12 protein-coding genes are annotated in these 20,702 nt (G+C 55.4%); 4 read left to right on the forward strand and 8 right to left on the reverse strand.

The window, feature by feature from the left end; genetic code table 11:
• Positions 1-131: 131 nt before the first annotated feature.
• From VNZ60_RS22030 to VNZ60_RS22040, 3 genes are read right to left on the reverse strand one after another with little or no spacing between them, the layout of a single operon-like run.
• Positions 132-1,727, reverse strand: coding sequence for an OpgD/OpgG family glucan biosynthesis protein (locus VNZ60_RS22030; protein WP_325662999.1), 1,596 nt, complete (start codon positions 1,725-1,727; stop codon positions 132-134).
• Positions 1,728-1,771: 44 nt separating this feature from the next.
• Entirely contained in the window at positions 1,772-4,423 is a 2,652-nt protein-coding gene (gene mdoH / locus VNZ60_RS22035; RefSeq protein ID WP_414648946.1) for a glucans biosynthesis glucosyltransferase MdoH, read from the reverse strand.
• Positions 4,396-5,967, reverse strand: a complete 1,572-nt coding sequence (locus tag VNZ60_RS22040) for a glucan biosynthesis protein G (protein ID WP_325663001.1) — start codon at positions 5,965-5,967, stop codon at positions 4,396-4,398. The genes mdoH and VNZ60_RS22040 overlap by 28 nt, the downstream gene beginning before the upstream one ends.
• A gap of 412 nt (positions 5,968-6,379) precedes the next feature.
• Between VNZ60_RS22040 and VNZ60_RS22045 the strand changes: the two genes are divergently transcribed.
• Together VNZ60_RS22045 and VNZ60_RS22050 are read left to right on the forward strand one after the other, a co-directional pair.
• Positions 6,380-6,892 carry a dihydrofolate reductase gene (locus VNZ60_RS22045; protein ID WP_325663003.1) on the forward strand — a complete coding sequence of 171 codons (513 nt, stop codon included), beginning with the start codon at positions 6,380-6,382 and terminating at the stop codon, positions 6,890-6,892.
• A 282-nt stretch (positions 6,893-7,174) separates the two neighbouring features.
• Positions 7,175-9,439: an arginine/lysine/ornithine decarboxylase gene (locus tag VNZ60_RS22050; protein ID WP_325663005.1), complete on the forward strand. Its 2,265-nt coding sequence runs from the start codon at positions 7,175-7,177 to the stop codon at positions 9,437-9,439.
• 79 nt (positions 9,440-9,518) lie between these two features.
• Here the strand turns inward: VNZ60_RS22050 and VNZ60_RS22055 are convergent, their stop codons facing one another.
• On the reverse strand, positions 9,519-9,731 hold the full coding sequence (locus VNZ60_RS22055; protein WP_325663007.1) for a DUF1653 domain-containing protein: 213 nt from the start codon (positions 9,729-9,731) through the stop codon (positions 9,519-9,521).
• 233 nt (positions 9,732-9,964) lie between these two features.
• Positions 9,965-12,331, reverse strand: a complete 2,367-nt coding sequence (locus VNZ60_RS22060; protein WP_325663009.1) for an NACHT domain-containing protein — start codon at positions 12,329-12,331, stop codon at positions 9,965-9,967.
• 972 nt (positions 12,332-13,303) lie between these two features.
• Between VNZ60_RS22060 and mchS3 the strand changes: the two genes are divergently transcribed.
• The gene (mchS3, locus tag VNZ60_RS22065; RefSeq protein ID WP_325663011.1) at positions 13,304-13,780 is read left to right on the forward strand and encodes an MchS3 family protein; all 477 of its coding nucleotides are present in this window, start codon (positions 13,304-13,306) and stop codon (positions 13,778-13,780) included.
• Between the two features lie 355 nt (positions 13,781-14,135).
• Here mchS3 and VNZ60_RS22070 read toward each other — a convergent pair whose 3' ends face one another.
• From VNZ60_RS22070 to hrpA, 3 genes are all read right to left on the reverse strand, one after another.
• A complete protein-coding gene (locus tag VNZ60_RS22070) occupies positions 14,136-15,356 on the reverse strand; it encodes a DUF2863 family protein (RefSeq protein ID WP_325663013.1) in 1,221 nt (406 codons plus the stop codon).
• A 9-nt stretch (positions 15,357-15,365) separates the two neighbouring features.
• Positions 15,366-15,932: a dCTP deaminase gene (gene dcd, locus VNZ60_RS22075; RefSeq protein ID WP_092398441.1), complete on the reverse strand. Its 567-nt coding sequence runs from the start codon at positions 15,930-15,932 to the stop codon at positions 15,366-15,368.
• A gap of 100 nt (positions 15,933-16,032) precedes the next feature.
• Positions 16,033-20,061 carry an ATP-dependent RNA helicase HrpA gene (hrpA, locus tag VNZ60_RS22080; protein WP_325663019.1) on the reverse strand — a complete coding sequence of 1,343 codons (4,029 nt, stop codon included), beginning with the start codon at positions 20,059-20,061 and terminating at the stop codon, positions 16,033-16,035.
• Between the two features lie 448 nt (positions 20,062-20,509).
• On the opposite strand from hrpA, the gene VNZ60_RS22085 reads away from it, so the two are divergent.
• The coding region (locus VNZ60_RS22085) for a SymE family type I addiction module toxin (RefSeq protein ID WP_325663021.1) at positions 20,510-20,702 on the forward strand (193 nt) is incomplete at its 3' end.

A 20,702-nucleotide genomic window follows, 5' to 3' on the forward strand; every position in this document is an offset into this window, starting at 1 on the left:
AAATAGGCAGGGCAAAAACCAGCCCAAGCCCGACAGTATATTGTAAATTTATCAGGCGCTTCTGGCTCGCTGCCAAGCACGGATGCAGCGCCGCGAGCTAGCGAATTGAATCGCTCGCAACGCCGCAACGACTAGTACGTACGCTTGGCCGGCGCCGGCGGAGTCCATTGATATAACCAGGTCTCGCTCAGCGGCTGGCCGTCTGCCTCCAGGTAGAGGCGCACGTCAATCGGCTCGATGCTATCGTCAGCCGGTTTCAAATCGAACATCGCGCGATAGCCGTGGATGGCGTCCAGCGGACGCGCCGAACTGATTTCCACCTTGCCGCGCGAGACGCTGATCATGGCCTTGACCTTGACGTCCTTGCCCAGCAGAGCCAGGTCGCCGCCGGCAAAATCGATCGCGAAACGCCGTGAGTAATAAGCGCGCTTCTGGCCGACCACGCCGCCCATGCCGGTGCGGGTCGCGACCACTTGCGCCAGCGACGGCGAGAACGGCATCTTGCTGCCCCAATGCAGGCGGTAGGCGAACAAGCGTTCCTGCCCGGCTTGCGGTTTGTCGGCCGGATTCCAGAACGCTACGATATTGTCGAAGGTCTCGTCGGCGGTCGGGATTTCTACCAAATCTATCGCACCCTTGCCCCAACCCGATTTCGGCTCGACCCACAAGCTTGGGCGGCGGTCGTAAAACACGCCGTCGTCCTGATAGTGATCGAAATTGCGATCGCGTTGCAGCAGACCGAAACCGCGCGGGCTCTCATCCTGATAGGCATTGAAACGCAGATGCTCGGGATTGGTCAGCGGCCGCCAGATCCATTCGCCGTTGCCGCGTTGCATGGCCAGTCCGTCGGAGTCATGGATTTCCGGACGCCAGTCGTCGCTGGCGCCGATGCGGCGGTCATTCTCGCCATACTGAAACATGCTGGTCAACGGCGCCACGCCCATCCGTTCAATCGTCTTGCGCGGATACAGGGCGACATCGACATCCATCACCATGGTGGCCGAAGGCTGGATCTCGAAGCGATAGGCGCCGGCTACGCTAGGCGAATCGAGCAGCGCATACACCACCAGTTTGCCGGAATCCTTGGCCGGGCGCTCCAGCCAGAAACTGGTAAACATCGGAAATTCTTCCGGCCTGTCCATGCCGCAATCGATCGCCAGGCCGCGTGTCGACAAGCCATACTGCCATTCGGCGCCGACCGCGCGGAAATAACTGGCGCCCAGGAACGCCGTGACATCGCGCTCCAGATCGGTATGGAAATTCACCCGGAATCCGGCAAAACCAAGATCCTTCGGCATGTGATCCGCCTTCAAACCGCTCTTGCCATAGTTGAACATCGCCGGATCGTAGGCCAGTTCCTGCGCCTGGCCGTTCTTCAATTCGTAGATCTGCACCGGACTCTTGAAGAACAGGCCGAGATGAAAAAACTTGACCTGGAAACGCAACTTTTCCTCACCCCACAGGGCATGGCCGTCACGATAGCCGATCGCCTGGTATTGATCCCAATCGAGCGCCTTGACCTCTGGCGGAATATGGTTCACCGGCGGCTGATAGGGTTGGCTCGCCAATTGTCTTGCGTGGCCCTTGAGCCAGGCGTAATCGAAGGCTTGCGGCTGGCCCAGGAATTTCAATTGCGCTGGCGCGGTTGCTGCTGCCAGTAGCGAAGTTGCCGGGAAACCGGCGGCAGCAAGTGCCGCCGACGCTTTTAGAAAATCACGTCGTAACATGGTGCTCCTTATCGGATTTAAATCGAATTAAAGCAAGAGCTGGCTCAGCGCGCTGCAGCAGTCAACGACTGCCAACGCCGGTTAGCTTGCTCTGAATTCCAGATTTCGAAATGCAGCTGTGACAAGGTCAGAGGATCGTCCAGCAAGGCATTCTTTTGACGCGGCGTCAAACCGTCCGGGCCACCTTTCAATGCCGCCTGAAGCAGCGCTGCACGCGCCGCCAGGGTAGCTGCCGGCACACCAGGGCGTGCACTTACCGCCGCACACACCAAGGCATTCTGAATCGGATCGACCACTGCGTCGTTAAATTTCGCCAGCACCTTGCCGTTGTCGTTATAGACCGTAGTAGCCGCCAGTTCAGGCGGCAAATCGACCTCTTCCGGAATCACGAACAAGCGCGCATGGCGGAAGCTGCGGCCAAGCGTGACCCGGCTGGAGAATACCGACAAGGGAATCGACAACATCAAGGAGCCGACGATAGGCAGCAACCACCACAGGAAGCCCGGCTCCAGCCAATACACGCCGCCGCCCCAGACCAGCCCCAGCAAGGTATGGCCGCCATGACGACGCACCGCTTCGCCCCAACTGGTTTCAGCATCTTCGCGCGGTGGCGACTTCCAGCTGATCGCCCAGCCGAGGAACGCAGCCACCACAAAGCGGGTGTGGAATAGCATGCGCACCGGCGCCAGCAACATCGAAAACAAGAGTTCCATGATCATGCTGGCAGTCAGGCGCAAAGCACCGCCAAACTCACGCGCGCCCTTGATCCAGATCAGCAGCACGCTCAGCACTTTAGGCAGGAACAACAGGGTTGCGGTAGCCGTGAACAAAGCCAGGGCGCGTTCCGGATGCCATTCCGGCCAGACCGGGAACAACTGCCCGGGCGTCGTGAAATATTCCGGCGCCACCAGGGTGTGCACCGCCAGTAACGCCGTCGACAGCAGCAGCGACAAGAACCACAGCGGCGCTGACAGATAAGCCATGACACCGGTCACAAACACCGCGCGGTGCACCGCATGCATGCCGCGCGCCAGGAACAGGCGGAAGTTCATCAGGTTGCCCTGGCACCAGCGGCGGTCGCGCTTCAGTTCGTCGAGCAGGTTAGGCGGCATTTCCTCGTAGCTGCCGGCCAGATCGTAGGCGATCCAGACACCCCAGCCGGCGCGCCGCATCAGCGCTGCCTCGACAAAATCATGCGACAGGATTTCGCCCGCCAAAGCGCCCTCGCCGGGCAGCGGCGCCAAGGCGCAATGCTCCATGAACGGTTGCAGGCGGATGATGGCGTTGTGCCCCCAGTAATGCGATTCGCCCAACTGCCAGTAATGCAAACCGGCCGTAAACAAGGGCCCGTAAACACGTGTCGAGAATTGCTGGATCCGCGCGTACAAGGTATCGCGGCCAGCTGCACGCGGCGCGGTCTGGACTATCCCGGCGGTAGGATTGGCCTCCATCAACCGCACTAGGGTAGTCAGGCAGCTGCCGCTCATAACGCTGTCCGCATCGAGCACGATCATGTAGCTGTAATTGGCGCCCCAGCGCCGGCAAAAGTCGTCGATATTGCCGCTCTTGCGTTTCACCCGACGGCGCCGATGGCGGTAAAAGATACGGCCAAAGCCGCCTATGGTGCGGCACAAGCTGGCCCAGGCATCCAGTTCGGCGCTGCAGATATCGCTATCGCCGCTATCGCTCAACACGAAGAAATCGAAACGATCCAGCTCGCCGCTGGCGGCAACCGATTCGTAAGTAGCGCGCAGGCCGGCGAACACCCGCGTCACGTCTTCATTACAGATCGGCATCACGATCGCGGTTCTGGCGCTGGCTGGGATCGGCCCCGGCGCGGCTTCTTCACGCGAGATCACGTAACGATCGCTGCCGCGCATCAGCACCAGAAAACCTGCCATGGCGGTCCAGAAGCCGGCCGAGACCCAGCAAAACAATAGGGCAAACAAGCCTAGCGTGACCACCTCCAGCGGTTTGTCGCCGTGATACGGCAGCACCGCGCTCATGAAATACGTCGCCATTGCCGTCTGCGCCAGCATCAACAGCAACAGCACGATGCGCCGCAGATTGCCGTGTGACTTGCTTATATGCTGGTCCTGGCTATCCACTGCGGCTACCGGCATTGGTTCCGGCTGCGGCAGTACAGTCGAGCGTGTCGCTTTTTTATAGCGCCGCTGTTTGGCGCGCGGCCGCAAGTCGAATTTCTTGTTCGCGGTTTCGATCCAGCGCACCAATGGATTCAAGGTTCCCCACGGATGGGCGACAATCGGCGTGCGTTGCAACGGCGGCGCGATGGCGATGCGGGCGCGGCCGTCGGCGTCGGTGCTGATCTTGGGCAAGCCGTCGGGCGTCGCATGCGGTGCAGCTGGAGTGACCGAGTCTGCACCAGCCGCTGGCGTAAAAGCCAGTTGCAGCCGCGCTGCCACCGAACCGTAGGCCGGATTGGCGCTGGTCAATGCTGGCAGCAGCGCTGCATCGGGATCAGGATCGGGATCAGAATCGGCAGCGCGGGCCAAAGCCAGATGCAAGGCCGCCATCGGCTGCATGCCATGCGCCGCCAGTTGCGTAGACAATGTCGCCCGGCGCTCCGCCGATAACGGCAGGCGTTCCAGATAGCGATCACAAATATCCGGCAGGCCCGGGTCCAGCTTGGGCGCCTGCTTGTGGTCTAGTTGGGCGGTAATATGTAGCTCCAGGTTTCAGATAGGGTTGTGCTGCCGCCGCGCAAAAATCCGCGCAGCTCGACCGGTTTGCTGTCTTCGTTACGCCGCACGCGCAACATCATGCGCCAGCCGCCGGTAACCTCGTTGCGGAACACCTTGGTCTCCAGCACCTTGCCGTTGTCGTCGGCGCTGACCACGCCTTCCGGTTGTACCTTGTCCGACAATTTCTTGAAGACCGGGCCTTCAAAATCGACTACCAGGCCGATGCTGTTGTCGTCGCTTCTCTCGCTCTTCTTTTGGAAACCGAAGCCACGCCGGGTCTGCGTCACCCATGACAAAGGCGGCCGCTTTTCAGCCTCCTTCTGCCATGACAAAGTGTATTCCAAATTGAAAGGCTGGCCGACCTTGGGCGCGGTTTCCGGCACCCAGAACGCCACCACATTGTCGTTGGTTTCATCCGGCGTCGGGATCTGCACCAGCTCTACCCTGCCATTGCCCCAGTTACCCTTGGGCTGAACCCAGGCGCTCGGGCGTTTTTCATATCTGGCGTCCAGATCCTGGTAGCTGGCGAAGTCGCGGTCGCGCTGCATCAGACCGAAACCAGCCGGATTGCTCAGCGAGTACGAAGTCACCAGCAGCCGCTTCGGATTGACCAGCGGCCGCCAGATCCATTCGCCGGTGCCGGAGGCTACCGACAAGCCATCGGAATCATGTACCTCGGGCCGGTAATCCTCGCCTGGCGAGCGTTGGTTATCGCCATGCAGATACATGCTGGTCAGTGGCGCATAGCCTAGTTTGCTGACGTTTTCACGCAGGTACAGCTGGGCCTTGACATCCACTGTCGTGTCGACGCCCGGCTTCAGCACAAAACGATAGGCGCCAGTGATGCGGCGCGAATTGAGCAAGGCATAAATGGTCAGTTCCTTGTCGCTGGTTTTTGGCCGCTCGATCCAGAATTCGGTAAAGCGCGGAAACTCCTCGCCTGAACTCAAGCCGGTATCGATAGCCAGGCCCCTTGCCGACAGGCCATAGTTTTGTTCCTTGCCCAAGGCACGGAAATAACTGGCGCCCAGAAACGACAATGCCTCGTCTTTGTATTTAGCCGTGTTCAGCGGGTAATGCACACGGAAGCCGGCAAAACCCAGCGAGCGCAGCTTGCGCGTATCGAGCTTGTTGCCGCCATAATCGAAATCATTGGGATCGAAACGGATTTCACGCACGCTCTGGCCGTTGATCTCGTTGATCTTCACCGGCTGGTCGAACGAATATCCCTCGTGAAAGAAGGCTAGCTCGAAAGGTAGCTTCTGGTTGCGCCAGGTAAATTTTTCGGGACGAAAACGAATGTCTTTATATTGCTCGTAATCGAGACCGCTGATCTCTTTCGGCAGATTACTCTCCGGCTTGCTATACGAGCTGGCCGCCAGTTCCTTGGCCTGCTTGGCGACATTATTGAAATCGAAGGCGAAGGCGCTGCCGCCAACCCCTGGCAACAACAAGGCTAGCGGCAAAATCGCAGCGCGTACTTGCGCTAGAGCGGGGAGGCGCGACTGCGTCCGCTGAAACAAATTTAAATGCATTGGGTTCCCATCTGACACTGCTGTTGTGACCTGCCCGAGCGTGCCAGTGCTGGCAGCATCGAGAGTAGGCGGTAGTTTATCAGTGTTCTATAATTTTTTATGTCCATCGAGAAACTAGTTGGCGCCACTTTCCATTGGCGCCCGCCTTTAGAGTCTGCTGCAGTAACTATGCAAGGCGCATGCCATTGCATTGCCAAAGATTGCCAAATTGGCAGCAGAGCGGCGCCAAAAAAGTGAAAAAGAAGAAAATCCCTGACTTACCCTGGAGAGCCTTTGCAAATCTCAGGTTATCAGGCCATGGCATTTAAGAGCAATGACAAGCGGACAAAGTTCCTTGCGAGACTTTATAGTAATATCACCCTTTTTTACCCAGCCTGTAAATAACACATAGCAGGCCCATGCATCAGCGCCCATGACTTCTCGCCTCACCATTATTGTCGCGACCGACGCCCGCAACGGCATCGGCATCCGCAACACCCTGCCCTGGCATTTACCGGAGGATCTGGCGCATTTCAAACGCACTACCTCGGGCCACCCTATCATCATGGGCCGCAAGACCTTTGAATCGATAGGCCGGCCATTGCCGCAACGGCGCAATATTGTTATTACCCGCAATCCCGACTGGCGCCACGACGGCGTCGAAAGCGCGCCCTCGCTGGCTGCAGCGACGGCCATGGTGGGTGACGCCGAAGCCTTCATTATCGGCGGCGCCGAGATCTATGCTGCGGCACAGGAATTGGCACAGCGGCTGATCGTCACCGAGATCCAGCACAGCTTCGATTGCGACGCTTTTTTCCCGCCACGCGATGCCCGGCAATGGCAGGAGATTTCACGCGAAACCCATCATTCCGCGGCCAACGGTTTCGACTACGCGTTTGTGGTGTACGAACGCTGCTCGCCCAGCCTCGGCGAGACCAACAGCTGACCCGGCCCGATGACGGAATGACATCTGTTGTTTTCTGCAGGAATTTCCTCATCTTTGTCCCCAATTTCGTGCAATTCTGCGAGAATTCGACTTTCTTTTTTGAGTGTTGCCGCCATCTGCGGTGATGCGCAAAGCAATAGGCTGTATTGCCCTACCCTGGCAACTCCGCGAACGCCTCTGGCGCCAAGCGGTACAACGTTTTTTTAATCGCCGCTACGCGCGGCCTTATTTACAGCCCCTGTATACAGCCTTGTTATCAACCACCGTCTCCTGGAGACCTCGATGAAATTCCGCTTCCCCATCGTCATCATTGACGAAGACTTCCGTTCCGAAAACACTTCCGGCCTCGGCATCCGCGCACTGGCCGACGCCATGGAGGCAGAAGGCATGGAGGTATTGGGCGTCACCAGTTACGGCGACCTGTCGCAGTTCGCCCAGCAGCAATCGCGGGCGTCAGCCTTTATCCTGTCGATCGACGATGAAGAATTCGGCGCCGGCTCCTTCGAAGAAACCGACCACGCGCTGAAATCGCTGCGCGCTTTCGTCGAAGAAATCCGCCACAAGAACGCCGACATCCCGATCTACCTGTACGGTGAAACCCGCACCTCGCGCCATATCCCGAACGACATCCTGCGCGAACTGCACGGCTTCATCCATATGTTTGAAGATACGCCGGAGTTCGTTGCGCGCCACATCATCCGCGAAGCCAAATCGTATCTGGACGGCCTCTCGCCGCCATTCTTCCGGGCGCTGGTGCACTACGCGCAAGACGGTTCCTACTCCTGGCATTGCCCGGGGCACTCGGGCGGCGTGGCTTTCCTGAAATCGCCGATCGGCCAGATGTTCCATCAATTTTTCGGTGAAAACATGCTGCGCGCCGACGTCTGCAACGCGGTCGAAGAACTCGGCCAGCTGCTCGACCACACCGGCCCGGTAGCCGATTCGGAACGCAATGCAGCGCGCATCTTCAACGCCGACCATTGCTACTTCGTCACCAACGGCACCAGCACCAGCAACAAGATGGTGTGGCACTCGACCGTGGCGCCGGGCGACATCGTGGTGGTCGACCGCAACTGCCACAAATCGATCCTGCACTCGATCATCATGACCGGCGCGATTCCGGTGTTCCTGATGCCGACCCGCAACCACCTCGGCATCATCGGCCCGATTCCGCTGGAAGAATTCACGCTGGAAAGCATCCGCAAAAAAATCGAAGCCAATCCGTTTGCGCGTGAAGCCGTCAACAAGAAACCGCGCATCCTGACCATCACGCAATCGACTTACGACGGCGTGATCTATAACGTCGAAACCCTGAAGAACATGCTCGACGGCGAGATCGACACCCTGCATTTCGACGAAGCCTGGCTGCCGCACGCGACTTTCCATGATTTCTACAAAGACATGCATGCGATCGGCAAGGATCGCCCGCGCGCCAAGAAATCGATGATCTTCTCGACCCAGTCGACCCACAAGTTGCTGGCCGGCCTGTCGCAGGCGTCGCAAATCCTGGTGCGCGAATCGGAGAGCGTGCAACTCGATCAGGACGCCTTCAATGAAGCCTATCTGATGCACACGTCGACTTCGCCGCAGTACTCGATCATCGCCTCTTGCGACGTTGCCGCCGCCATGATGGAAGCGCCGGGCGGCACTGCGCTGGTCGAGGAAAGCATTCTGGAAGCGCTGGATTTCCGTCGCGCCATGAAGAAGATCGACGAAGAATGGGGCAAGGACTGGTGGTTCCAGGTGTGGGGGCCGAACAGCTTTTCGGAAGACGGCATCGGCAGCCGCGAAGACTGGGTCATCCGCGCCGAAGACGACTGGCACGGTTTCGGCAATCTGGCGCCCAACTTCAACATGCTCGATCCGATCAAGGCCACCATCGTCACGCCTGGCTTGTCGCTCGAAGGCAAATTCGGCGAGAGCGGGATTCCGGCATCGATCGTCACCAAATACCTGGCCGAACACGGCGTCATCGTCGAGAAATGCGGCTTGTATTCGTTCTTCATCATGTTCACCATCGGCATCACCAAGGGCCGTTGGAACACGCTGCTGACAGCGCTGCAACAGTTCAAGGACGACTACGACAAGAACCAGCCGATCTGGCGCATCCTGCCTGAATTCGCAGCCGCCAATCACGGCAAGAATGCCCGCTACGAGCGGCTCGGCTTGCGCGACCTGTGCCAGCAGATCCATGAGACTTACAAGTCCTACGACGTGGCGCGCCTGACCACCGAAATGTATTTGTCCGACATGCAGCCGGCCATGAAGCCATCCGATGCGTTTGCAAAAATGGCCCACCGCGAAATCGACCGCGTACCTATCGACCAGCTCGAAGGCCGCGTCACATCGATCTTGCTGACGCCTTATCCACCGGGCATTCCGCTGTTGATTCCGGGCGAACGCTTCAACAAGACCATCGTCGATTACCTGAAGTTTGCGCGCGATTTCAACGAGAAATTCCCGGGCTTTGAAACCGACGTGCATGGCTTGGTGAAACGGGAAGTGAATGGCAAGCGGGACTATTTTGTCGACTGCGTCAGGCAGTAAGCCAGCGTACTGCCAGTGATGGCAAAACGGGGACCAGGCATGCATGCCTGGCCCCCGTTTATCGTATGCGCCTCTGGAATTACAGTGGTGCAAAGCGCCGTGCGCCATTTTCCAGAACGCCGTTGAACAATTCGGCGGGCCGTACCCATAATCCTGGAGCATGCGGCCACAGGTGCTCATACACCACCATGCTTTCCTCGGTTTCCGAATGCCTGGCAGTACCGACGAAACGATATAAGCCGCCCTTGTAATGCCGGTGCGTGGCGATCTTTTTCGCGTCTTCTTCAGTCATTCAACTCTCCATGTGAAATTTCATTTCATATATACCGGCAATTGCATTCCGCCCGATCGCCAAATTCCACCGCAACTCTCGCTCGTCAACGGCGCATTCGCCCAAGTAAATTTTTATGATGAGGTGGAGCGATCGTACAACGATTGGGGGAGGTTACTTCTCTAAACTAACTTCGACTGTAACTGAGATTTTGAAATGATCTGGCGTTCTTCAACGCACGCCAGATCAACATACTACCGGACGGTTTTGCTAACAAGGCCAAATTCATCAATTCGCATAGGGTAAACTTTCTTAATGAATTGATCTCTAGCATTCAAAGACAAAAAATTCTCGAACACATGGGACTCAATGCTCCGAGCTTTATCCCCATTTTCCGACTTCACCGCAATGCTAACGCCCGTTGTATCGGGATCTGATAGTAAATCTGAACCTTGCGATGGATCAAAACCTAAACTCTTAAAAGATTCCCAGAGCTGAGCAATCGCCCGGTCTTCTTGCCAAGTTAGCTGCCTACGATCCATATTTCGATGTTTTTTCAGACAGTTACTAATGGTAGCTCCGATCACACCAAAATGCTGATGGTCGATTAAAATCGCGGTTTTGTTTGCTTCAACATCTTGAGCCCCTACCATTTGACGCTCCCAAGCAACCGCGAGCGCATGACATATCAGATCTTGATACTGAAGATTTTTTGCATCTAATAGCAAACAAAGAAATGCAAAATCAGCGGTCTTAATTGGAGCTTCTTTAATCGCGAGATAAAGAAAGGAGTGTATTTCTTGACGTGAGTTCCCCTCAACCTCTCGCAGATTTTCGTAACAAAAAATAGCAACGTGATGTACGTTCAACTGTTGCGGTTTCAGTTTTTTAATTGCATGCTTAACTTCATCATTTAGTCTTAGCAGACGAAGAAAATCCAAACTAACGCGTGTTTTGATATTCAATAATTCAAACCATTTCAACAAATGATCATGAGCTGGTGATTTTTTCAAAAAATCGACTATGTCCGGCGTAAGTGCGGCACTAATCTTTGACAATGTGCTCGGCTCATCGATTTTTGCTTCTACCATCCAGGAGGAAACAAGAAATTCTTGAAAGGATCGATGCGCAAAATACAGCACGTCGGCATCTTTTTGTTCTGTTAGCGATGAGATCAAATATTCCGACTTTTTTGCGGCCAGATCGATTGCATCCCCGCTGGGAAGATGTTCAAGAAGCGATAGCGGCACTTCATCTTTTCTGAAAACACCTTGAGCTGAGTTATCACGGGTCCACGCCCACCAAGCCAAATCTCGTAAAAAGGTAATTCTTGCATGATGTGGAATTTTTTTTCGAGCCGGCTTCTCTTGCTCTCTGTCAATCATTTTTCCTACGAAGTCAGCATATAATTTGAATAAATTAATTCTGGCAAAGTTATAATTTGTATCCGCTGCCAGCTGCCCCACGATGCGCGCTTGCACTGGTCTTTGCATAAGATCGACGTGGATATCGGCTAAAATTCGACCGACCCTAGTTTCGACTGCAGCCAAGTTCGTATCATCACTATACCTATTCCGCGAATAGGTTAAATATCGCGTAAGAAATTCACGACTTTCAGCACTAGTAAAGAAATCAAGTGTCTCCTCACGCCAAGCAGGAAAATCTGTATCTACATATGATTGGTCGGCCATTCTTCCCAGACCTTTAACCAAAAGGTCATACGACTCTGAGGACAGTGCATTTGGCCGTCCGAGCAATAACACTTTAGATTTTCCTGCAAGACGAAGTTTGTTGAATTCTCTAAAATTTGCCTTAAAATCCGCCTCAGTCATTGCATGCTTCATTTCATCGAAGCCATCTAAAATAATGAGGATACGACCGGCCTGATTGAGATGCAAAAGGGTTCGATAAGAAAATTCCGGGAGATGAAACTGGTCGTTGAACTCTTTCCCGAAAAGGCCTGCTAATTCAGTTTCATGAACAACATGCCCTAACCTCAGCAGAATAGGAATTCGCTCAGACGGGTCCTGGAGATAGCGCTTTGCTTGTTCAGACGCCAGCCGTTTTGCAAGACTACTTTTGCCAAGCCCATAGCCACCAAGAACTGCAAAACCAGTTCCTTTATCCTCGGCCATCCATTTGGAAAGAGCTTCTAATGCAGTACCGGCGCAGCCACTAAAACGCCCTTCGATGTAGTAGGCATGCACTTCATCACCGTCAAACTGGCGTGCGAGATCTTCTACGTACGGTCGTAAGCCAACTAGCGACTCTTCAAGCTGAGAAAATGTCTGAAAGCGCAGCAATGGATTGGTAGAAATGAGTTGACGTGAGGCTGCCTCTAATCCATGGACAGAGACAATTATGAGTTTATGAATTTCTTGATTGCTCAGTGCTGCACTGTAGTCCCCAACGATCTTATTAAGATCAGCCGTGTTGAGTTTTTTCGAATATTTCTTGCACTCCACTGCAACCCTTATACGACTACCATGATCCATCTGCGTATAAGTAATGTCAGCGTTTTTCCAAGCCACCTTCGTTTCTGTTGTGGCGTCTGGATATTTTGTTCTTAACAAATCGCACACCCGATCCCGAAATGCGTTTCCTTCTGCTGTAGTATTCATAGATACCTAATGTATCGATCCATTAAATTTAGAAGTATTGTATTGCGGGCACCATTGACCTTGAACGGCAATCGTTTGTGACATAAATTAATTGTATCCGATCTGATTTCCATCAAAAAATAGCTTTATGCCATGACTCACTTAGATTCTTCAAGATCGAATAAGGGTATCAATTTTTAAAGCCATTCATCATGCCTCTCCTTGATTGAACAGATAGCGTATGAACGACGAACCATATGACGCAGGATTATCATCTAGCTCCAAGCGACCGTTATAGCAGCAGGGCAGCGGTTCAGGGCACTTGGATCAAGACACAAGATTGCAGCCGGCCGAAATTTCTGTCGCACCTCCTGTCCTTCTAGCCCGCCCCCCAAAGCACGAAATGCGCGGACCTACCATTTCGACTGGTCCAAGCAATAATTACCAACCGCCCTGTCTCCAATTGAATTTTAGTTTGTCGCAATAGCCTCCGATGGGTACTACTCCAACTACAGATAAATAAAATCCGGATCGACAGTCTTTATTGAGACAGCACGCTCGGTGGTATCCAATTCGTCAAAGTAGCTGTCTCGCCCGGCGCGCCACAATGCCCTAGCCTTACCACTACGACGCTCTGCAAGTTTCTCGACGCCATTCCGGCGACCTAACAGGGTCAAGGCCATCGCGGAGCAGTGAAGCCCGCATGCTCCATCCTATTCGCCTTGACGGGAGTGGCGTCGACTACCCTTCCGGTGACTTGTTGTTACCGATACGGTGAGGCCGATGCGAAGAGTCGGGTAAAGGCGTTGCTGGACCACTAAGCAACGTAACCAAAACGGTTGCAGGTAGTCGCCAGGTGAATTATTCCTCAGCAAAAATACAACAGCACTTCCTGTTATGACAATGCTTCAAAATATGCCATACATATATTTTTGTTGCTATTATATTATTATTTAATTTACAATAAACAGCAAAGAAAAACGGAGTGCACTCATGAAAAAATCCTTCCCAGCAAACTCGCCAACAAAAATGATAGCGGTCGCCGTCTTCTCATCACTGCTTACCTACCTTTCGATTCCGTCTCTTGCATCAGACATCCCTCCTGTTCCGGGCACCACTACGAATAAATCAAACAACGACGACATAGCTCTCGCCACAACGGAGACTTTCGCAATAGGCATGATTGGATTCGTAGGGCATATATCCCCCGGCGAATCAGCCTATCGAAACATTTTGAAGGAACCTGATGCGCAGTCTCGCTTTTACGCAATTTTCAAATCCAGTGACAGCACGAATGCTGCGAAATTGTATTCCGCTTGTGGGCTAAAGACGCTATCCAGCCTTAAATTTAAAGAGGTCGAACGAGATTTGAGAACGTCAAAGGAACAAGTTTCCACTATGAAAGCTGACGTAATGAGAAAGGAGGCAGTATCCGAAATAATGAAAGGAATAGATCGTTTTGGCTGTTAAATTTTTTACTAATCGCACAGGAGAAATTACATGCAAATAATGACAGAAGAAGAGATAAAGTTGGTCAGCGGCGGAATGAAATGGGAAGGAAATCGGCAGTCCGACAATGTCCTTGATTTCAGAAGCGGAATTTACGTAAATCGGGACGGCATGTGTTGGAACCCTCAATTTTTTGGTCTAAGAGCAAATTTTCCGTAATTGCATAAAAAAAGGTAATCAAAAAAGGACCAAGTGATTTTTCCTCTGATTACTGAGAATTTCCAAAAGCCCTCGCCAACGGCGAAGGCTTTTAGTTTCATAGAAGGATGCTAAAGACATCCAACACGCGTTGGAGATGCATCACTACGGGATCCATCTATTGTTGATTTATTGACCGCACCTCATGCGGCTGGCCGTCCGCATCAAATCTCACCGCGACCGCCAGCGACGTGACGCCGATGGTGCGCAGCGCGTCATAGGTATCATCGACTTCCACCTGCAGGTCGGCGCCGGCAGCCAGCGGCTTCTCCGACGAGGCTAGCAAGGCGCCGTCCTTGCCGTACAAATTCACCCGCAAGACCATCTCGCCGCGCACATCGGCCGGACCGACGACGGCATTGGCGTCGAAAGGCTCGACGCCATGCTGATCGAGGCCGTGATTCAGCTCGGACATCATCTGCAGCGTGAAGTATTCGGCAATGCCGCGCTCTTTGCCGCCGTGGAACAGGTCCTGGTAGAGGAAATGCAGATCGATTTCGCTGCCATCGGTGACCAGGCAACGCTTGAGCAAGGGTGCGACCTGTTCGGTCCAGCCGTGGAAGCGCTCTTCCCGCGCATTGAAATAAGCATCGGCGCCGGCTTCATCATCCGGCACTTTATAAAACGCATCGTCAGTGGCCTTGAGCGAAAAGCCCAGCAAGAAACGCAGCTCGACCGCCTGGTCGTCCGGCCCGAACAGGTTTTCCGGCCAACCGCTGATGCTGCGTTCGATCGCTGTGGTCGCCGCCAGCTTCTTGTCCGCCATGGCGCCGAACGCATCGCGGTTCATTTCAAACAGATGGCTGTAACGGATGCTGTCGATTTCGTCGAGGTGGTAGGCATGGCTGACCAGCACTACGGTAGCGTCCGGCCCTTCCAGTTGTGCCTGCTTGAAACTGGCGGACAGCGCCTCGAATGCCTCCTGATCCTGGAAACACTGCTCGCGCTTGAGGCCGCCGCTGGTGTGCGCGAAGAATGGCACCACGAACGCATTCAGCTCCAGCACCTTGCCTTCATCGCGGCGCACCAGCAAAATCTCCGATGCTTCTTCAACTTGCTCTTTCAGGAATTGCCAGGCGTCGAGATCGGCGTACTTAGCGCGCTCGATGGCGTCGTACAGGATGTCATCCTTTTTCTGCTGCAGGCTCTTCTTTACGATCTTGTGAAAATCGATACCGGCCTGCTGCAAAGCGGCGCCGGCGGCGTCGCCTTCGGCTTCATCGTCATCCTGCTCGGCCAGGGCGATCGCCAGGTCGCATAGCTGCTGGGTTACGGCTTCGTCTTTATCTTCGGGGGAAAGGCTGGATTTCCGCGGCGCCGGGCGCTTGTTCTTGGGCATCTCAGACCTTTAGGTTTTTGGCAGGGTAACGCCGTGCTGGCCTTGGTACTTGCCGCCGCGGTCCTTGTAGGAAGTCTCGCAGATTTCATCGCTTTCGAAGAACAGCACCTGGGCGCAGCCTTCACCGGCATAAATCTTGGCAGGCAGCGGCGTGGTGTTGGAGAATTCCAGCGTCACGTAACCTTCCCATTCCGGTTCGAACGGCGTCACGTTGACGATGATGCCGCAGCGCGCATAAGTCGATTTGCCGAGACAGATAGTGAGGACGCTGCGTGGAATGCGGAAATACTCCATGGTGCGCGCCAACGCAAATGAGTTGGGCGGGATAATGCAGACATCGCCGCTGAAATCGACAAACGATTTCTCGTCGAAATTCTTGGGATCGACGATGGTCGAATTGATATTCGTGAAAATCTTGAATTCGTTGGCGCAACGGATATCGTAGCCATACGAAGAGGTACCGTAAGAGACGATCTTGTGGCCGTTAGCCTCGCGCACCTGGCCCGGCTCGAAAGGCTCGATCATGCCGGTTTCCTGCGCCATGCGGCGTATCCACTTGTCGGATTTGATGCTCATTTTTTTTACCTGGAATAGTTTGTGATGTGTATTGGCCGCAATTTTACGCGAAAACCCCTTTAAAACAGCGATTTCACACGCTACGGGCTGTCTATTGTCTCTAACGCTGCATGGTTTCCCAGACTTTCTGCAAGCGCTTGACCGAAACCGGCATCGGCGTCCGCAACTCCTGTGCGAACAGCGACACCCGCAGCTCCTCCAGCAGCCAGCGGAATTCGGCCATTTTTGGATCTGTCTTGCCGCTGCGGTCCTTTTGCGCACGCTGCCACGGCGTCGCCACTTGCGCCCACTCCGCCATCAGCCGTGTATCGCGGCTCGGGTCAGCGCGCAGTTTCTCCAGCCGCACATTCACCGCTTTCAGATAACGCGGGAAATGGGTCAGGTTGGCGTAATCGTTGTCGGCAATGAAACGTTTGCTGACTAAAGCTTGCATCTGCACCTGGATATCGGTCACCGCTTGCGGATGCCCCTTGGCGCCTTGCAGCCGCTTCGGCAAACCGTGATACTCGGCCAGGATCAACGCTGCCAGCCGCGCAATTTCATTGCACAGCAAACCCAGGCGCGATTTACCCTCATCCTTGCGCTGGGCGAACTCCGCCGCATTCTTGGGCAAGGGCAGTTGCAAACAGGCGCGCTCCAGTCCGGCATAAATAATCTGGTCGCGCAATTCTTCCTGCGAACCCAGCGCCAGGAATTGCATGCCCATTTGCTGCAAACCCGGAATATTTTTCTCGAGGAACTTCAATTGTTCCTTGAGCTGCAAGGCAAACAACCGGCGCAAGCCGAGATGATGGACCCGCACCGCCTCGTTCGGATCGTCGAATACTTCCAGGTCGCAGTGAGTGGCCCGGTCCACCAGCGCCGGGAAACCGATCAAGGTTTGTTTGCCCTGCTGGATTTCCAGCAGCTCGGGCAGTTCACCGAAGGTCCAGCTGGTCAGGTTGCTGAATTGCGCATTCGTGCTGTCGCTCGCCTTAGCCGCAGGCTGACTGCTAACTTTGGCGGCTGCGGACGGGGCTGCAAATTTCCCGGCTTGCAACGGCGCATCCACCTGCGCCGCAACCGGATTCTCATCAGCTACCGTCACGCTCGCCAGCTTCTGGAAACTCTCGCGCGCCTGGCCGCCAAACTCGACTTGCAGCGCCGCCAGATTGCGTCCCATGTCGAGCTGCCGGCCGTGCTCGTCGACCACCTTGAAGTTCATCGAATGATGCGCCGGCAAGGTTTCCAGCTTGAAATCGGTACTGCGCATGGCAACGCTGGTTTCAGTGCGGATATCCGCCATCAAGGCATCCAGCAGATTACCGTGGCCGAACACATGGCGCGCTTGTATCCGCTCGCAAAAGCCGGCGGCGTAATCCGGCAGCGGCACGCAATTACGGCGTATCTTTTGCGGCAGCGATTTCAGCAGCAGATGCACTTTCTCCTTCAGCATGCCGGCCACCAGCCAGTCGCAACGGTCGACGTACACCTGGTTCAGCGCATACAGCGGCACCGTCAGGGTTACGCCGTCGCGCGGCGTGCCTGGTTCGAAGTGATAGGACAAAGCCATCTCGATACCGGCCACCCGCATCACTTTCGGGAACAGTTCGGTGGTGATGCCGGCCGCCTCATGCCGCATCAAGTCGTCGCGATTCAGGAACAGCAGCTTGGGCGTCTTGGCGGTCTCGTCCTTATGCCATTTTTCAAACGTGATGCCGTTGCAGATATCGGCCGGAATCAGCTTGTCGTAAAACGCTGCGATCAATTCGTCATCCACCAGCACATCGAGCCGGCGCGATTTGTGCTCCAGGTTTTCGATTTCGCGAATCAGTTTCTGGTTGTGCGCGAAGAACGGTGCGCGGGTATCGAACTCGCCGCCGACCAGCGCATCGCGAATAAAAATCTCGCGCGCCTCCTGCGGATTGATCAAACCGAAATTGATGCGGCGCTGGCTATACACCACCAGCCCGTACAAGGTGGCGCGCTCGGACGCCGATACTTGCGCCGTGCGCTTTTCCCAGCGCGGCTCGCCATACGATTTTTTCAGCAGATGCGCGCCCACCCGCTCCAGCCACTCCGGCTGGATCTGGGCGATGCAACGCGCGTACAAGCGGCTGGTGTCGACCAGCTCGGCCGCCATCACCCACTTGCCGGCCTTCTTCGACAGATGCGAGCCCGGCCACAGATGGAATTTGATAGCGCGGGCGCCGAGGTAATGCGGATCGTCGTCGGCCTTGAAACCGACGTTGCCGAGCAAACCGGTCAGCAAGGCGCTATGCAATTGCTCATAAGTAGCTGGGGTCTCGTTCAAACGCCAGCCCTGCTCGCGCACAATCGTCAGCAACTGAGAATGCACATCGCGCCATTCGCGCAGGCGCAATTGCGAGAGGAAATTGGCGCGGCAGTTATCCATCAGCTGGCGGTTGGTTTTCTTGTGCTCGATGGCTTCTTCAAACCATTTCCAGATTTTCAGGTAACTCAGGAATTCCGATTTTTCATCGGCAAACTTCTTGTGCGCCTGATCCGCTGCGCCTTGCGCCTCCAGCGGCCGGTCACGCGGGTCCTGCACCGACAAGGCGGCGGCGATGATCAGCATTTCGCTCAGACAGACATTGTCCAGCGCCGCCAGGATCATGCGGCCGACGCGTGGATCGAGCGGCAGCTTGGCCAGCTGGCGGCCGGTTTTGGTGAGTTGATTGTTGTCATCGACCGCGCCCAGTTCCTGCAGCAATTGATAACCATCGGCGATGGCGCGGCCCGGCGGCGGTTCAATGAACGGGAAGGTTTCAACATCGGTCAGATGCAGCGACTTCATCCGCAAGATGACCGAAGCCAGCGACGAACGCATAATCTCCGGCTCGGTAAATTTCGGCCGCTGCAGATAATCCTGCTCTTCATACAGGCGGATGCAGACACCGGCGGCGACCCGGCCGCAACGGCCGGCGCGCTGATTGGCGGCAGACTGCGCAATCGGCTCGATCTGCAGCTGCTCGACCTTATTGCGGTAGCTGTAACGTTTGACCCGCGCCAGGCCAGCATCCACCACATAGCGAATGCCGGGTACGGTCAGCGAAGTTTCGGCGACGTTGGTAGCCAGCACGATGCGGCGCGCATTGGACGATTTGAATACGCGCTCCTGTTCCTGCGCCGACAGCCGCGCGAACAGAGGCAGGATTTCGACATGGGCCGGATGGTGCTTGCGCAAGGCTTCGGCGGTATCGCGGATTTCGCGTTCGCCCGGCAAGAACACCAGCACGTCGCCGGAGCCGATGCGCGCCAGCTCATCGACCGCGTCAACTACCGCATCCATCAGGTCACGTTGCTCGCGATCGCGCTGGGCGGCGCTTTGCGGCGCGTTCGGCTTGGCTGCTGCAGCGGCTGGATTGACGCCGCCGCGGTCAGCGTTATCGACCGGCCGGTAACGCACCTCAACCGCGTACAGACGGCCCGACACCTCGATTACCGGCGCCGGCTTGTCGTTCGTACCGAAATGACGGGCAAAACGGTCGGCATCGATGGTGGCCGAGGTGATGATGATCTTCAGGTCGGGCCGTTTCTGCAGCAACTGCTTCAGGTAACCCAGCAGGAAATCAATATTCAGGCTGCGCTCATGCGCCTCGTCGATGATGATGGTGTCGTACTGGCGCAGCAAGGGATCGGTCTGGGTTTCCGCCAGCAATATGCCGTCGGTCATCAGCTTGATCCAGGCGCCCTTGGTCAAGGTGTCGTTGAAACGCACTTTGTAACCGACATGCTCGCCCAGCGGCGAATTAAGTTCCTGCGCGATCCGCTTGGCGGTCGAGGAAGCAGCAATCCGGCGCGGCTGGGTATGGCCAATCAGGCCATTCTGGCCGCGCCCCAATTCCAGGCAGATCTTCGGCAGCTGGGTGGTTTTACCCGAACCGGTCTCGCCGCAAACGATGATGACCTGGTGCGCAGCCAGCGCCGCCGAGATTTCACCGCGCTTGCCGGAAACCGGCAACTCCTCGGGAAACACAATAGGCGGCAAAGGATTGCGCTCAGGCGCCGGCCGCGCAGTCTCTGGGCGAGCTGACGCGGAACGCGGCTGGGATGGACGGCCAGCAGTGCGCTGGGGATTTGGGCGATCTGCTGACCGCGACGGTTTGTTGGATTCTGATACTGACATGAGGATGGAATTATACAGAGCGCCATAGCTAACGCCTCGGCATATCGGCAACTGTTTTGGCTGTCTTGAAAAATTTCCATGGCAGCAACATCAATGAAATAAATAGCCAGCGGATTAATGGCATGGCGGCGATGACGATCTTGCCGCTGGTTCCACTTCTCTTGTTAGCTGCTCTTGCCCGCTGCCGGAGGATACGGAACGTTACCTATCCTTTGGCTTAAAACCTCCATCAAGCACCTTTTTAATCTGTATCTACGGTTTCTTACATGGTATTTTGGGCTAGCCTTTAAAAAAGGCGAACAGCAAAACAATGAAGTAACCAATGAAGTAACACAAAGGTGTTTGAAGTGCCTGCGCTGGTGTTGGCAGGTTTTGAAGAAGACGCGGGTCAGGGATGCGACTAACATCCCCAACCCGCTAACCACAAGTAACTAAATCGGAGTTAAATATGGCTAAGCGCAATGATACGCGAGACAGCAACACGCCGGTAGTAAATGCATCACAACGGCTCACCGTGTCCTTCTATCAGGACGACAATCCCGAAACGCTTTGGATACGCTTGCATGGCAGCGGCTTGAAACAGGCCGGGTTCATGCCCAACGTCCCTGTTCGCGTCAGAGTCATGAAGGGGTGTTTGATGA

Source organism: Collimonas sp. (genome assembly GCF_035566375.1).
Lineage (GTDB): Bacteria > Pseudomonadota > Gammaproteobacteria > Burkholderiales > Burkholderiaceae_D > Collimonas.